Source organism: Vibrio sp. 1F255 (genome assembly GCF_041439145.1).
Lineage (GTDB): Bacteria > Pseudomonadota > Gammaproteobacteria > Enterobacterales > Vibrionaceae > Vibrio > Vibrio crassostreae_C.
Window position 1 is genome coordinate 150,929 of the sequence record NZ_JBGONQ010000003.1, and the last position, 14,689, is coordinate 165,617.

14 protein-coding genes and 2 tRNA genes are annotated in these 14,689 nt (G+C 43.1%); 9 read left to right on the forward strand and 7 right to left on the reverse strand.

The features are described 5' to 3' along the window. Nucleotides 1–60 precede the first annotated feature (60 nt). A complete protein-coding gene (locus ACED41_RS03430; RefSeq protein WP_017065533.1) occupies nucleotides 61–933 on the forward strand; it encodes a LysR family transcriptional regulator in 873 nt (290 codons plus the stop codon). Nucleotides 934–1,021: 88 nt separating this feature from the next. Here the strand turns inward: ACED41_RS03430 and ACED41_RS03435 are convergent, their stop codons facing one another. Beyond that, a complete protein-coding gene (locus tag ACED41_RS03435; RefSeq protein ID WP_016786183.1) occupies nucleotides 1,022–1,258 on the reverse strand; it encodes a glutaredoxin family protein in 237 nt (78 codons plus the stop codon). Nucleotides 1,259–1,395: 137 nt separating this feature from the next. On the opposite strand from ACED41_RS03435, the gene ACED41_RS03440 reads away from it, so the two are divergent. Both ACED41_RS03440 and rlmF read left to right on the forward strand, forming a co-directional pair. Then, on the forward strand, nucleotides 1,396–1,893 hold the full coding sequence (locus ACED41_RS03440) for a YgjP-like metallopeptidase domain-containing protein (protein WP_017065534.1): 498 nt from the start codon (nucleotides 1,396–1,398) through the stop codon (nucleotides 1,891–1,893). A gap of 4 nt (nucleotides 1,894–1,897) precedes the next feature. Continuing rightward, on the forward strand, nucleotides 1,898–3,220 hold the full coding sequence (gene rlmF / locus ACED41_RS03445) for a 23S rRNA (adenine(1618)-N(6))-methyltransferase RlmF (protein WP_371724470.1): 1,323 nt from the start codon (nucleotides 1,898–1,900) through the stop codon (nucleotides 3,218–3,220). A gap of 90 nt (nucleotides 3,221–3,310) precedes the next feature. On the opposite strand, the gene pilW is transcribed toward rlmF, so the two are convergent. Then, entirely contained in the window at nucleotides 3,311–4,078 is a 768-nt protein-coding gene (gene pilW / locus ACED41_RS03450) for a type IV pilus biogenesis/stability protein PilW (protein ID WP_371724471.1), read from the reverse strand. Nucleotides 4,079–4,246: 168 nt separating this feature from the next. After that, complete coding sequence (metA, locus tag ACED41_RS03455) at nucleotides 4,247–5,188, reverse strand: homoserine O-succinyltransferase (RefSeq protein ID WP_017066439.1); 942 nt, start codon at nucleotides 5,186–5,188, stop codon at nucleotides 4,247–4,249. A gap of 275 nt (nucleotides 5,189–5,463) precedes the next feature. Between metA and ACED41_RS03460 the strand changes: the two genes are divergently transcribed. Next, nucleotides 5,464–5,832 (forward strand): AAA family ATPase, encoded by a 369-nt coding sequence (locus ACED41_RS03460; protein WP_371724472.1) that lies wholly within the window; start codon nucleotides 5,464–5,466, stop codon nucleotides 5,830–5,832. Between the two features lie 78 nt (nucleotides 5,833–5,910). Next, entirely contained in the window at nucleotides 5,911–6,333 is a 423-nt protein-coding gene (locus ACED41_RS03465) for a DUF3859 domain-containing protein (protein ID WP_019824122.1), read from the forward strand. A gap of 108 nt (nucleotides 6,334–6,441) precedes the next feature. Here the strand turns inward: ACED41_RS03465 and ACED41_RS03470 are convergent, their stop codons facing one another. Then, nucleotides 6,442–7,548: a M20/M25/M40 family metallo-hydrolase gene (locus ACED41_RS03470; protein WP_017059177.1), complete on the reverse strand. Its 1,107-nt coding sequence runs from the start codon at nucleotides 7,546–7,548 to the stop codon at nucleotides 6,442–6,444. Nucleotides 7,549–7,808: 260 nt separating this feature from the next. On the opposite strand from ACED41_RS03470, the gene ACED41_RS03475 reads away from it, so the two are divergent. After that, nucleotides 7,809–9,773, forward strand: a complete 1,965-nt coding sequence (locus ACED41_RS03475; protein ID WP_371724473.1) for a diguanylate cyclase domain-containing protein — start codon at nucleotides 7,809–7,811, stop codon at nucleotides 9,771–9,773. A 153-nt stretch (nucleotides 9,774–9,926) separates the two neighbouring features. Here the strand turns inward: ACED41_RS03475 and ACED41_RS03480 are convergent, their stop codons facing one another. Continuing rightward, on the reverse strand, nucleotides 9,927–10,112 hold the full coding sequence (locus ACED41_RS03480) for a hypothetical protein (protein ID WP_017059179.1): 186 nt from the start codon (nucleotides 10,110–10,112) through the stop codon (nucleotides 9,927–9,929). A 273-nt stretch (nucleotides 10,113–10,385) separates the two neighbouring features. Between ACED41_RS03480 and ACED41_RS03485 the strand changes: the two genes are divergently transcribed. After that, nucleotides 10,386–11,045, forward strand: coding sequence for a DUF2726 domain-containing protein (locus ACED41_RS03485; protein WP_229647280.1), 660 nt, complete (start codon nucleotides 10,386–10,388; stop codon nucleotides 11,043–11,045). Between the two features lie 127 nt (nucleotides 11,046–11,172). On the opposite strand, the gene ACED41_RS03490 is transcribed toward ACED41_RS03485, so the two are convergent. Next, a complete protein-coding gene (locus ACED41_RS03490; RefSeq protein WP_371724474.1) occupies nucleotides 11,173–12,186 on the reverse strand; it encodes a porin in 1,014 nt (337 codons plus the stop codon). A 758-nt stretch (nucleotides 12,187–12,944) separates the two neighbouring features. Between ACED41_RS03490 and ACED41_RS03495 the strand changes: the two genes are divergently transcribed. Both ACED41_RS03495 and ACED41_RS03500 read left to right on the forward strand, forming a co-directional pair. Next, a tRNA-Val gene (locus ACED41_RS03495) sits at nucleotides 12,945–13,021 on the forward strand. A gap of 70 nt (nucleotides 13,022–13,091) precedes the next feature. Continuing rightward, nucleotides 13,092–13,168, forward strand: a tRNA-Val gene (locus tag ACED41_RS03500). 512 nt (nucleotides 13,169–13,680) lie between these two features. On the opposite strand, the gene ACED41_RS03505 is transcribed toward ACED41_RS03500, so the two are convergent. Next, on the reverse strand, nucleotides 13,681–14,604 hold the full coding sequence (locus ACED41_RS03505; RefSeq protein WP_371724475.1) for a WYL domain-containing protein: 924 nt from the start codon (nucleotides 14,602–14,604) through the stop codon (nucleotides 13,681–13,683). Nucleotides 14,605–14,689: the final 85 nt, after the last annotated feature.

Genomic DNA, 14,689 nt, shown 5'->3' on the forward strand with positions numbered 1-14,689 from the left:
TACAGGTGTGATTAAAGAAATATATTAAAAATATCACCTCTATATATTAAATATATCGCCATGCTTGAATCAAAACCACTTCGACATTTTCTGGCTGTTGCTCAGTTTGGTAACTTCACCCAGGCGGCCAAAGCGCTGCATATCGCACAGCCTGCATTGAGTATCTCCATTAAAAAACTAGAACAGACACTAGAGTTGATTCTATTTCGTCGAGGCGATAAATCCGTCACTTTAACGGAGGAGGGCAAAGTACTGTTTGAGCATGCAAAGCGAATCGCCCAGCAGTTTGATGATGCTCAGCTCGCGATGAATGAACTAAAGGGGCTAGAAAAAGGCGAGGTTCGATTAGGCGCTCCAAGTATGATGGGCAGTTACTTTTTCCCCCAAGTAGTGATGGCATTTAAAAGCCAATACCCAAACCTAAAGTTGACCTTGATTGATGCTGGCACCGCATCGATTCGTGAAATGCTGTTAAACGGCGAACTCGATATTGGCGTAATTAATCATGAGAACGTTCCAGATGATTTGGAAACGGATCATCTGTTAAGCTCAGAAATGTTAGCTGTAGTTGGCAAAGATCACCCACTGGCAACGCAACCATCCATCACCTTTGAAGAATTTTTTGCTCAAGAGCTGATCATGTTCAAATCGGGCTACTTCCACCGCGATTTTATCGATGCGACTTGTAAGAAGTACAATCTCGATATGACCATTGCGTTCGAAACCAATTTATTGCCAATGATTCTTTCTATCGTGAAGCGAGAGTTTGCCATCACCGCGTTGCTTAGCTTGGTGACAGAATACGAGGAAGATGTCGTAGGCGTGCCATTTAAAGACCCTGTGAAACTGAACCTATCTTTGGCGTGGAGAAAGGAAGGGTATCTGTCAAAAGCAGACCGAACCTTTATTGATTTCGTTAAGCGGTATGTGTGATTTAGTAAGATTTAAATAAACAAAGCCCGAACATCCTAGGTTGGACATTCGGGCTTTGTTTGTAGAAATATAAGTCTCTTAAATCACGTTAAGTGTTCTTTGAGTTATACATCTTATCGAAGTTCTTCTGATTCCAACCGACCATCACTTGATCGCCGATCTTAAGCACGGGGATAGAACGAGCACCCATCGCTTGCAATTCTTTACGACCACGCTGCATCTTTGCATTCGTTAGGCGGTAAACAATTTTCTTAGAGTCTAAATACCTTTGGGCATCTTTACAGTGCGGGCATTTGTCTGCGACGTACAATACAACACGTTTCATTTTTTCATTCTCTTGGTGAATCTCGCTAAAGTGTAACGAATCCTAGGTGATTAGAAAAGTGTGATCAGTTACACTATGCGGCTCAATTTTCAAGACCACAACGTATTGTCGTGGTGTAACTTGTACGGTCTTTCAGCATGCATCCTTCTTTACGCTATATTCAAGGCTATCCTAAGCACATTCTTGATCCTGTTACTCAACTTGTAGAGTCGGGTAATTTGGTGCCTTGGTTTGAAGCTCGCTACCCAAAGAATCATGAAATAAAAAGCGAGAAAGCCCTGTTTGACTATGCGATTGAGATAAAAAATCGCTACATGAAAAAAACACCACCGATCAGCAAAGTGATTTACGACGGCAAGATACACCTAATCAATAATGCGTTAGGTCTGCATTCTTACGTTGCTAAGAATCACGGTGGAAAGATCAAATCAAAGAATGAAATTCGTATCGCCAGTGTTTTTAAAAATGCACCAGAACCTTTGCTAAGAATGCTGGTGGTACACGAACTGGCGCATATCAAAGAGAAAGAGCACGACAAAGCCTTTTACCAACTATGCTGTCACATGGAACCGGAATATCATCAACTTGAGTTGGATGCCCGTTTATTCATGATGTATTTAGATTTAAAGAAGTAGCCCAATGAGCCAATCACAAAATAGAACGACGCTAAGCCTGTCGAAAAACAGCACTTCATCAGCAAAAACAAAAGACAACCAAGCTGATGTTAAGCCAAGTACAGCTAAGCCAAGCAGCGACAAGCGTATTTCTACAAAGAACACATCTGATAAAAGCCGCAAGAATAGCGCACCTAAAGGCGCGGGCAATAACAAAGCAAAGCGACCTTTTGCAAAAGACAGTAAAGGGAAGCAGGGTGCAAATAAAGGATCATCGAATAAGGGTTCTTTCAATAAAACGGCTTTTAACAAGAACGCAGCTCAGAAAAGACGCTCGGCTGAAAAACCTCAAGGTGGATTACACCCAAGAAACCAGCACACTGGCCGCTACAACTTCGAGTTACTAGTTGCAGCCTTGCCTGAGCTAAAAGAGCATCTGATCAAGAATCCGGTTGGCGAAGACACCATTAATTTCTCTGATCCATTGGCCGTTAAGCTACTCAACATAGCTTTGTTGGCGCATCACTATGGCGTTAAACATTGGGATATTCCTGCTGGTTACTTGTGCCCGCCAATTCCTGGTCGTGCAGACTACATTCACAGAGTGGCCGACATCCTTAATAGCGATGGCCAAGGTGAACCCTATAACCACGCGTCTGTGAAAGCATTAGATATTGGTGTCGGTGCAAACTGTATCTACCCAATCATTGGTGCGACAGAGTATAAGTGGCGTTGTACAGGGACAGATGTTGATTCAGTCTCCATCAAAACAGCGAACTTCATAGCGGAAAGCAACCCTAATCTAAAAGGTAAGATCCGCGCTCGCCTACAAGCTGACTCTGAATCTATCTTTAAGGGCGTGATTAAGGATAATGAACGTTACGATGTCACTATTTGTAACCCGCCATTCCACAGCTCTCTTGAAGAGGCTGAAAAGGGGTCACAACGTAAACTGGATAATCTAGCGGCGAACCGTGCTAAGAAAGCCGGTCAGTCGTTCAAGCCAGAAATGAATAAGAAGCCAGTTAAGTTAGATAAATCAACTAAGCAAGATAAACCAACCTTAAACTTTGGTGGTCAAAAAGCCGAGCTTTGGTGCCCAGGTGGTGAAGCCGCTTTCATTATGAAGATGGCGAGAGAGAGTCAACTTTTTGCTACTCAAGTTTTGTGGTTTACGACATTGATTTCTAAGAAAGATAACGTCGATATGGTTCGTTCAGAGCTTGGCAAGCTTAGAGCTAAACAAGTGAAAGTCGTCGAGATGTCACAAGGCCAGAAGGTAAGTCGCTTTATCGCATGGACCTTTATGGACGATGAGCAAAGACAAGAGTGGATCGCGCTAAAATAGCGGCTGCACTTAGTTAAGATATTAAGCTGAAATACGGACGGGCTTGTTGTTAACGCAACAAGCCCGTTTTTTTTGTGTTTTGCATATAACCTAAGCAGAAAGCAACTCATCTAACTTACTCTGATATTTCTGCTCTAGAGCTTTGTTACCTGCTTTGTTTTCGAGATCGACCAAGATTTTAAGCGATGGAATTTGATAGCCATAACGCTGGTGGAATTTGAATAAACGGATTCGAGCTTCATTGTAATCGGCGTCACTCACTTCAATCTTTGAAAGCTGCAGTATCGATTTCACGCGGTTTGGATCGTGGTCAATTGCTCTGCTGAAGTAGTACTTCGCTTGGTCGGTATTGCCAGCCTTAAATGCGCAAAACGCGGCGTTTTCATAACTTGCAGACACCAAGTAGTAGTAGGGTTGGTCGATGGCGCGATTGAAGTAATTATCGGCTTGTTCGTATTCGCCCTGTTTACACAAGAAGGTACCGTAGTTGTTCAATACATTGCCATTTCTTGAATCAAGACTGAGTGCTTTGCGGTAAGTGCTTCTCGCTTCATCTACTTCACCCACTTGTTCGTAGTAATGCGCCATTGAAAGCCGAGCACGGTAGTAGCTAGGTGCGTGTTTAATCGCGAGCTCAAGGTTTTCACGCGCTCTCACCATATTGCCTTGTCCCATATAGCCCAAACCTAATTCGATTCGAGATTCAGACATCGCGATAGGATCACTTTCAATCTTTGGCGGTCCTTCAGTGACAGAGACACAACCGGCCAAGGAAAGCGAGGCAAGTAGTACCACACTTGATAACGAAAGAGGGCGGGACAACGAAATCGGATTTGAAAATGATGGCTTGGCAGGCATGTGAAGCTCCTTATGAACACCAACCCATCATATGAAATCAAACCCATTGAAGTCGTAAATCTATCATGGAATGCGACCCACACACCATAAAAAAACCGCGTCCAATTCGTCGTTTTATCAACAACATACTGAACACGGTTTATGTGTTTGTGAATCGGAAGAAAGAACTTAATCGTCTTTGGTAAAGTTGTCTTCGCTGAAATGATCCAGATCGTAAGGCGTTTGTTGGTAAACGCAGTAGTTTAGCCAGTTTGAGAACAACAAGTGTCCGTGGCTGCGCCAGCTTGCAACCGGTTTGTTGTCTGGATTGTTATTCGGGTAGTAGTTGATTGGTATCACAGGCTCCATGCCTTCACCCAAATCTCGAATGTACTCATTGTGAAGTGTGTGAGAGTCGTACTCAGGGTGACCCGTTACAAACACGTTTCGCTTATCTTTGGTTGCTGCTAGGTATACGCCTGCAACATCAGAAGTTGCAAGAACATCAAGGTCAGTATGTTCCGCTAAGTACTCTTGAGAGAAGTCCGCATAGCGAGAGTGCGGAGCTAAGAATGTATCGTCGAAGCCACGTAAAATAGGGTGGTATGGGTTATGTATCTCGTGGTTATAAACACCAGACAGCTTCTCTTTACGAGTGCGTTTTGGCAAATCATATAATAACTTCAAACCAGCCTGAGCCGCCCAACACACGTATAGCGTTGAAGTAACGTGCTTGTTTGCCCATTCCATGATGGTTTTCAGGTGATCCCAGTAGATCACATCTTCAAATTGAACCAAGCCAAGCGGCGCACCAGTGATGATCAATCCATCAAAGTTTCTTTCTTTGACCATTTCAAATTGGCGGTAGAAGTTATCAAGGTGTTCAGTCGGTGTGTTTTTACTTGGTCGGTCATCAATGCGCAGCAGCTCTACATCCACTTGCAATGGGCTGTTCGATAGTAGGCGTAAAAATTGAGTTTCAGTTTCAATCTTCTTCGGCATTAGGTTGAGGATCAAGACTCGAAGTGGACGAATTTCCTGTGTCGATGCTCTTGATAACGGCATAACGAAGATGTTTTCTTCACGAAGAACATCGGATGCTGGCAATTGGTCTGGAATGCGAATAGGCACAGCTTTCTCCCTAAGCTAGATATGTAGACGTCTATACATCTAAATCTATAGTAGTTTGATACGCTTGTCGATATGCAAAATGGATAGATGTAAATTATTTGTGTTTTCTATCAGAAGCAATCCACGCGCTTCGAGGGGAGTCTCATTGTATTAAGTGATTGTCTGAGTCGTGTGTAAGTACTTGGTTTTCGTATGCTGAGCAGAGGCAGTTATCAGAGCAACTCGTTACTATTTACGATAAACTCATGTTTTCAAATTAGCCTGTACAGTGACAGATGAAGTTAATACTCATTCGAGGGTTGCCCGGTTCTGGCAAATCAACAAAAGCAAAAACCTACGATGCATTGAATGTCGAAGCCGATATGTATTATGTGAATGAGCAAGGTGAGTACCATTTTGATCCTAGGCAGCTGCGACAAGCTCATGAGTGGTGTCAAAACACAGCTGAAAACGGCTTAAAGCAAGGGTTTGATGTGGTTGTTTCAAATACCTTTATTAAGCATTGGGAAATGAAAGCCTACCGCCAACTTGCACTCAAATATAAAGCAGAATTAATTATCGAAGTGTGCCGAGAGCAATATGGCACTATTCACGACATTGAACCTTCAGTAATTAAGCGTATGGCGAAAGACTGGCAAGAATAGCCTCGTTCTTCTTCTGCTTGCGTGGCTGAATGGCAAATAGAATTAAATTAATAGAACAACTTCAAGGTAACGATTGAAATGGCAAAGCGCTCTGTTGTGGTCGACATGACTTCTTATGGTATCTATTCCACATGGGATTCAAAATCTAAAGATCTTCCAAAAATCCAAGAGTTCACCACCACCGTTGATGCTGAAATCGACGTAGAGTTTGGCTATATCCTGAATATCAAAAAAGCCAAAGGTGAGAAGATCCGTTACTGCATTTATCACCCAAACATCACCACAGACAAAGGTGAAGTGCTCGAACCGTTTGACGGTGAGGAGTATGTCGGTAACAATGACTGGGATTTCTACTTAGGTGACACTATCTGGGCTCCTGTCTCGAACAAGCTAGGAAAGTGGCGCATGACGGTTGAGCTAAAAGGCAACATCATCGCCGACAAGACATTCGACCTAGTAGCAAAAGACGAAGGCCAATTCTGGAAGCGTAGAGGGTTTTAGATTCGACCTTCTATGTTCACCTAAACAACAAAAAGCCGAGCATCGTGATGATGTCTCGGCTTTTTTCATTGTGCTAGATAGAAGTGACTACCTAACTAATGGATTCGATTATTGCGTTACGTAAGCCACAACAAACTCAGTGATTGCGACCATGTCTTTCACTGCAATGTACTCTTCAGTGGTGTGAACTTTCGCCATACCAGTAGAAAGGTTAACTGTTGTCAGGCCTTTTGCGTTGAAGTTGTTTGCATCGCTACCGCCGCCAGTGCGTTTAGTGTTCGCTGTGACGCCAAGCTTCTCAAACGCCGATTTGATAGAAAGAATGTGCGGATGATCGTCTGCAATAACGAATGCATCGTAAGCACGAGTTGATTCGATTTCTACTTCAGCGCCGAACTGCTTAGCACTTTCTTGGAATGTAGAGATCATATGTTCAACTTGAGCCGTTAGCTTTTCGCCGTTTAGAGAACGTGCTTCAGCCACGACTTTAAGCTCTGGCATTACGATGTTAGTTGCTTGACCACCTTCAACAATACCAACGTTTGCTGTCGTTTCTTCATCGATACGAAGTAGGTTCATCTTAGTGATAGCGTCTGCAGCAACTTGAATTGCGCTGATGCCTTCTTCTGGTGCTAAACCAGCGTGAGCAGGGCGACCTTTGATTTTAGCAACAATCTTCTGCTGGCCAGGCGCTGCGTTTACGATAGTGCCAATTGGACCGCCTGTATCAAGTACGATTGCGTGCTCAGATTGAATGTAAGACATATCGAAGTTCAAAGAGCCGAACAGACCGCCTTCTTCGAATACAGTAAATGCAATCTCGATAGTTTTGTGCTCTTGTCCTTCAGCTTTAATGCAACGAACCGCTTCCATGATAGCTGCGATACCAGACTTGTCGTCACCACCTAGAATTGTGTTGCCTTTTGAACGGATGATACCGTCTTCGATGATTGGCTCAATGCCGATGCCTGGCGTTACTGTGTCCATGTGGCAGCTGAACACTGTGCTACCTGGAAGAGTGCCATCTAGACGAGCGTAGATGTTGAAACCATTAGACACTTCTTCAGGAACCGCCAGTTTGTGAACTTCAAAACCTAGTTCACCGAGTTGCTCAGCCAAAGCTTCAGCAATCGCTTTTTCGTTACGAGATTCACTATCAATTTTCACTAGATCGCAGAAATGTTCTACAAGACGTTGTTCATTAATTTGGGTCATTGTTAATTCTCATTATGCTTCCGCTTGTTCAAAAAGAAGCCGCGGAGGTAGGAACAGGAAAATCACTATAACGCCAATGAGGTAGATGATTGTCTGAGTTAAATCAAGAAAGTTGCCTGATTATTCTAATTAATGAGAAAAACCCAATTCAGATCCACCAGTGCGCAGGATTTTAATCTGTATATCTGTCGGGTATAATGTTTGACCGCTCTTAAAAAACGTCAATAAAATTGGAATTCAATCAATAATGGCCCTGATAAATGAATAGAAACAATGTGTTAGGTTCATTCCTTTTCGTGGTGCTGATGAGTATTGTGCTGGGGCTGTATTTGCTCTATCCAACTTATGACGACGATTTAAAGCATATTCGCCCTGAAAACCCGAGTGTTTATAGTCCAGAGAAAGAGTTATCACTCTCTCAATATGGATCTGCGTTGATCGATATTCTCGATGTATCTCGTGGTGACCCTAATTTAGCTTCCCTACAACTTGAGGCTCTCCAAGCCAAGTTCCCAGACCAAGATAAAGCCATCTATCGTGCTTACGAATTGATGATTTTGTCGAACCTCGCGCAACATAAGTTGGATACCAAAGCGGTTTCCGAATACGTCAGGCAGATTAAAGCACTCGCACAACACGAACATATGGGTTGGTTAAAGGCCCAATCTCTCGTTGAATTAGCGATCGAATACATCAGTACGGGTGAGCTAGCGGAATCTGAAATCCAAATCAGAGCTGCGATAGATATCGCAGAATCGCTTCACTATGAAGAGTTGTTGATTAAGGCCTATAACACGGCTGGTGTCATCAATAACATCCGCAATGACTTTCCTGAAGCTCAATACTTTTTCCATAAAGGTTTAGACCTTGGTAAGAAGTACCCTCATCACATCTACAACAGCAAGTTAGTGTCAAATATGGCACTGCTTTATATCTATTTGGAAGACTGGCCTAAAGCGCTCAAGCTGATTAAAAGAGCCAAAAAGCTCTATTACAAGAGTGGGCTACTCGAAGCGTCTACCATCGGCGTGCTGCATGTGAATGAGTCTTTTGCTTATCTGCGCAGTGGTGATTTAGTCAAAGGCCGAGAAGCATATCAAAGTGCGGCTAAGCTAAATGGCGATAACGTGAGTGAACGATACAAAATCATCCTATTAAAAGCAGAGAGTGATGTGTTGTTGGCGGAAAAGAACTTTGAGTCAGCACGACAAGTCGCAAACTTGTGTCTTAGATACCCAGGCGTGGACAAATACACACTTCAATTGGGGCAGTGTTACCTAAATAGAGCCTTAGCGAACATTGGTTTGAACCAAGATAATTTTGTTTTTGCTGATCTAAAGCGATCGTCTGCAATGTTCGATGTTGTGGGGACTCGCAGCTGGAAGGTCCTCGGCTTAAGAACACTTGCTGAATACTATGATTCAAGAGGCGACAGCGAGAACGCACTTCGCTACTTCAAGCTCTATTACAAGGGTAATAAAGCGCTGCTATTTGATAAGCGCCAGAGTGATATCTTTTTACTCGAGCAAGATTTCGCTACGGCATCATTAGCTCAAGAAAACGAACTGCTTAACGCAGAAAAAGAGTTGGGTGAGCTGACATTAGATAAGCAGCAATTACGGAATCGAATCGTCGTCGCTTTGGGTATCATGGTGATGATAAGCGCCACGTTACTATTGATAAGGTTACGCTCGATCCAGAAGACCAACAAAGAACTACTTAAGCAATCAACAAGATGCGAACTGACAGGCTTATACAATAGGCGTTACTTAGAGCAACGGTTAACTCAGCCGATGCCACATCATTTGTCGTCGTTTGGGTATACGCTCGCTATTCTAGATTTAGACCGCTTCAAACAAGTTAATGACACTTATGGCCATGATATTGGTGACCAAGTGCTGGTGGAAGTCGCTAAGCGTTTAGAGAAAATCTTATCAACAAACGATGTAGTGGCAAGATGGGGTGGGGAAGAGTTTGTTTTGTTGCTGTCTGGTTCCATTGATCCTGAGCAACAGTTGAACGTTATCCGTTTAGCTATTTCTGAAACACCCATTGATACGCACTCCGGCTCTTTAGACCTCACCACATCGATAGGAGCGTCGATTGGTATTGTTCATGAGCAACTCAATCAAGATACTTACAAGAAGTACCTCAAAGCCGCGGATGATGCACTATATCAAGCGAAAGAGTCGGGTAGGAATCAAGTCATCATTGCTGAAAGTTAATCGCTAATCTGGAAACAAAAAGCCATTCTGATCTTCGTGAGATAAGAATGGCTTCTGGAACACTCTGAGATCGCTAATATCAAAATTTGAGTGAGAAGTGGGGTTTACTTAGCGATATGTCGAGTTTATCTATATCAACATTTTCTAAATGAGTTACTTAGCGACACCTTGAAGCATTTCAACCAATTCGCCTTCTGTCGCTGGTTCGCTAGCGAGTTCAATCACAGCCGAAGCTCCTCCCTTTAACATGTAGGCTTGGGTTCCGCAGTGGTCATAGTGGAACCATTTACCATCTACACATACGTCGGTATAACATCTTGGGTCTTGTTTAAGTTCCATATCAATTTCCTTATTAACATTTGCCTAACGTTTTTCAGACTAGTTGATCACAAATCTAGGTAAATTGATCTAAATCAATCTAGAGTGTAATTGATGATTTAATTATCAAAATAAGAGAGGTGTGTCTAGCGAAGGAGCGACCTCTCGTTGGGCACTGCGCTCAAAGGTCGTGATTCTGGTTGGCAACTCTCGCTCTTTTGCTTGCCAGGTGATGCTTTTCTACATACGCTAGCTACTCTCTTAATCCCTATGAAGACTTGATTGTGTTGGAAAATGACTAATATCTTTATCGTTGTAATTGTTCTGGTTGTGTTCTTTTACTTTATTCAAAAGTATGTGGTGAAACACGATGACACCAAAGACCACGCTTATCAGAAGAAAGGCGCGTTGATGTCGGCGCAACAGGCGACATTCTATAATGCGCTAAAATCAGCTGTGGGCAACCATGGGGAAGTGTTTGCTAAAGTCAGCATGTCGAACGTACTTGTTCCTGCTAAGACGAACAATAAGAAGAATTGGTTTATCGCCAACAACAAGATCTCACGTAGTTACTTCGACTTTGTTGTTTGCGACCCGCGAACGCTAGAGCCCCGCGTTATTATCGAACTTGATAACGGCAAAGAGCTCAATAAAGGGAAAGTCGATCGCGAAAAGCTACTAATTCACGTGTGTAAATCGGCAGGTTTACCTCTGATTGGTGCATCTATTAAACACAGCTACCAAGTGAGCCGTTTGAAGAGCTTACTGGCAGCACACATCGATTTAATCGAGCCATCAAAAGAAGTGCGATTTTGTAAGAAGTGTGGTAGCCCAATGATCATCAAACTGGCAAGCCAAGGCGATTACAAAGGCCGACGCTTCTTCACTTGTAGCCGCCAGCCAAACTGCACCTATACCGAAAACTACAACGTTGTATTCGATGTTGAAGAATAGTTGGTATCGATAGTAATGCATCCGGTTGGACTCGATTCAATCGCTTAGATACGAATAAGTTATACAAACTAAAAAGCCGAGCATTGATTATGCTCGGCTTTACTAATATTAAGTGGATTGGTTTAGACTAAAACGCGTAACGCATACCGAGCTGTAGCTCATCTTCGTCGTTATCGCCTTGCCCACCTTCGCCCTCGTCTAACATGTTAAACTTATAACTACCAAAGAAGGCCACATCGCCAATATAACGTGCGTATTCTAGACCGATAAAGTTAATGTCGTAATCTGCAATATCGTCAGCTTCAAAGTAGCTGTAGGTCAGGTTGACGGTGTTGACACCAAACGAGTATCCCAAGTAAGCATCGGCAGAATCGTAGTCTGAATCTTTTACGCCTAGACCTGAAATACTACCAAATTGATAGAGTGCGGCGAACCAAACCCCCTGATCGTTGGTGTACTTAACCGCACCAATATAGGCATCAGAAGTTTCTGTATCTGTCCCAACGCCATAGGTTTCATCACTTGACGCATAACCGACGCCAATATCTAACCCAATCGAAGTGCTGCCGGCGACAACTGCACCGAAGCCGTCACTTTGTGCTGATTCACTATCTGAATTGAAATTGCCATCAATTTGAAAGGTGATGTTGTCGCTTGTCAGTTCATAACGTAAAACATTTTTTGCTCGATCAGCAGTCGACACCGTGTATTCATTGATATAGCCGCTGAAGGTTTCAGCCATATCCGTCCAATCGGTTAAGTAGGTAACGGCATTATTTTGGTGGCCATAATAGACGTTACCGTGATTGGTTTGAACACCCGTATATAAGAATCGAGTGTTAATGCCGATATCATCTGATGCGCCATCTTCAGACTCTGTTAGTTCGAATTCATATTTCCCAAAAAAGTAAATATCGTCCGACGCTTTTTGTGTGCCATCGACACTTAAGCGGACACGTGATCTATCACTATAGGTGCTACTATTACCAGCACTTTTATTCGCATCAGAGAAATTCCCTCGAACTTCTGCGCGGCCGCCGATATTGAATACTGTTTCATCTGTCTCATAAATGGTCGCCGCCGATACGGCAGATGTCGATAGTATGCTCACCACTGCAATGGCGATATGTGATTTTTTCATAATTTATTCCCTATTTTTCACACTTGTATTTATCGCAAACCATAAATTCACGTATAGCATTGAATTTAGATTGTTGATTCCTACAGGTTATGAATATAGGCGCGCTTTACCATTATGCAAATTTCATTATGTATTACTGTGCTGTATGTATTCAAAATAGCTATGATGTGTGGGGTTGGGTTTTGAATTGCTTATAGATTGTTGCTCTTGAGGGAGATTAATTGTAGCTGATGTTTTTCGACTATAGAGTGCTATCGTATTTATGTATGTTGGTAATAACCCGGCCACTTTATATGAAAAATCCGAATTTAGTCATTGCGGCCTAGTAATTCGATGACGACGATTACAAAATCGTGGTGATTTTTATGAATGATGTATTTCAGTGAGTTACAAAGCCTTTGCGTGCCTTTCACTTATAATGATCAAAATACTACGGTAACCCAGTGGGCAAGCAAAATTTTTGACACTAAATATAGGCATTGATCTATACCTGTATGGTTACTGTAAAGACCAAGAAAAACGGTATAGACAACAAAAATCCCAAATTGAACACATTAGGTTAGTTAATTGGTTGTCATCAAGGATTAGAATTTTTTCTAACTAAACTTTGTTTTTCAGCGGTTTGACGATAATCTGGGTGTAAAATCGACATGTTGTTATGTCTTTGATTGCAAAGTGAGCAAACGAATCGCAAGATGCCAGTTAATACTTGCACCATCTGTTTATCATGGATATCATCGTTGGCGTTCTAAGGGAATGCGTCCGTAGCTCAGTTGGTTAGAGTACCGCCTTGACATGGCGGGGGTCGGTGATTCGAGTTCACTCGGACGCACCATTCCTTATTTAGTTTTTATTGCATAACTATTGAGTTTGTCACAATGGTAGTAATAAGAAATTAGAACATCGCCCGCTTAGCTCAGTTGGTTAGAGTACTTGCATGACATGCAAGGTGTCACTGGTTCGAGTCCAGTAGCGGGCACCAAATTCGTTCTTTCTGAACAAGCAAAAAGCCCACCTAGCGTGGGCTTTTTTGTGTCTGTAATATTTACATAGTTATTCATTTCGTATCAGCCTCAATAGTTTTGTCTCAGCTGACTCTTGTCTGGTTAGGCACAATCGACAGGTTTTTTGCCTATGCTGTGCCCAGGTTCAACTAACACGGCTAGTTTAGGCTGCCGCTACGCTCTCACCACTAAGAACTTAAATCTCAGCATAATCTTGGGCAAAAGTGAGTTACGAACTAGAGAGTACTCTGATTTTTCGGATTACTTCTAGTATTGCATCATTCGCTCCGCCTACATGTAGTTGGAGATACCCCCTTATCCACTACACTTTTTCCAGCAGCAAACGAAATAATTAATCAAGTAACTAATGTGACGAGTGGTTAGCAACATTATATTTAGATAGCTCCAGTACTTTTCGGCTCACTGTTAGCCATACTTAGACCTAGATAATGTTTATTAACGTCTACAAAAATCGAAACTCTCTTATGTGTTAGACAGGTTTCAGGCTGATATGCGTATTTTTATCTGAAGTGTCAAAGCCTGGCGCTAAGCACATGGACGTCAGACTGGCCAGCTCATAGCGATTAGCTAGGTGCAGTGGAAACTGCACCGCAGGTAGTGCAGCTTCGGCCGAACAATCGACACGCCATTCTTGCAGGCAATACCCGGCCATAGCTGCGCTGATACGTAGATTCAAAACTGGTTTGTTTTCCAAGCCGAGATCCAGCCGGATGGCCTCTGGCTGATGATGATTCGGGTGAGGGACCAAAGTTAGAACCACTTCGGTAAGCCACTCACTGTCCACAGGAAGTGGCGACGGGATCGGAACAGTGTCAACTACCTGTTTGAACCTGCTGAGCCTAAACACACGGAACTCACCTGACTCACCGGCTGAAAAGTCAAAGGCTCGGCAGTACCAATTACCCAAACTGTTGAAAAAGTGGGTTGGGGCTAAAAGGCGCTCACACGCACCTGAGCTCAGCGATAAGTACTGAACGGTAACCGCAGAGCTACGGCATGCAGCCGATGTCAGCGTACGTACTTGTTCCGGATCCAACGCAGGTGCAATTCCTGCGGGTAAGTTGGCAGGAACAAGCGGCGACGATATGTATCGTGTTATTAGACCGGTTGAGATTAAGTCCAAGCCCGCCAGGGGATCATGCGAGAACACCGGAATATAGCCAGATTCGGCGACATAGAGCTTTTCTGAGTGCTTGTAAGTCAGATTGTGAGGCCAGCGGCGGACATACTCGCCAAAAGTGCGCGATGCGGTAGCCACACTGATTTGTGCAAACTCCATCAGGTCATTCCGGCTAACCTGCCCGCAGAACGCCAAGTAGAAATCAACACAGCGCAGATTTCTTTCCATGCTAGTCGACATCTGGTTCTCCATAAATTCTTGAAATAATTGCATCATATTCCAAATGACACTCATCTTCAATGGTTTACAGTATCAAATGATTCGAATAAAATGTTGGTACCGTACTAAAATTGAGCAG

Bases quoted from the DNA above. Each gene is read 5' to 3' on its own strand.
- pilW (WP_371724471.1), bottom strand. From the start codon at position 4,078: ATGCCTGCCAAGCCATCATTTTCAAATCCGATTTCGTTGTCCCGCCCT.
- ACED41_RS03475 (WP_371724473.1), top strand. From the start codon at position 7,809: ATGAATAGAAACAATGTGTTAGGTTCATTCCTTTTCGTGGTGCTGATG.
- ACED41_RS03505 (WP_371724475.1), bottom strand. From the start codon at position 14,604: ATGCAATTATTTCAAGAATTTATGGAGAACCAGATGTCGACTAGCATG.
- ACED41_RS03460 (WP_371724472.1), top strand. From the start codon at position 5,464: ATGAAGTTAATACTCATTCGAGGGTTGCCCGGTTCTGGCAAATCAACA.
- ACED41_RS03430 (WP_017065533.1), top strand. From the start codon at position 61: ATGCTTGAATCAAAACCACTTCGACATTTTCTGGCTGTTGCTCAGTTT.
- ACED41_RS03470 (WP_017059177.1), bottom strand. From the start codon at position 7,548: ATGACCCAAATTAATGAACAACGTCTTGTAGAACATTTCTGCGATCTA.
- ACED41_RS03465 (WP_019824122.1), top strand. From the start codon at position 5,911: ATGGCAAAGCGCTCTGTTGTGGTCGACATGACTTCTTATGGTATCTAT.
- ACED41_RS03490 (WP_371724474.1), bottom strand. From the start codon at position 12,186: ATGAAAAAATCACATATCGCCATTGCAGTGGTGAGCATACTATCGACA.
- ACED41_RS03485 (WP_229647280.1), top strand. From the start codon at position 10,386: ATGACTAATATCTTTATCGTTGTAATTGTTCTGGTTGTGTTCTTTTAC.
- ACED41_RS03435 (WP_016786183.1), bottom strand. From the start codon at position 1,258: ATGAAACGTGTTGTATTGTACGTCGCAGACAAATGCCCGCACTGTAAA.
- ACED41_RS03480 (WP_017059179.1), bottom strand. From the start codon at position 10,112: ATGGAACTTAAACAAGACCCAAGATGTTATACCGACGTATGTGTAGAT.
- rlmF (WP_371724470.1), top strand. From the start codon at position 1,898: ATGAGCCAATCACAAAATAGAACGACGCTAAGCCTGTCGAAAAACAGC.
- ACED41_RS03440 (WP_017065534.1), top strand. From the start codon at position 1,396: ATGCATCCTTCTTTACGCTATATTCAAGGCTATCCTAAGCACATTCTT.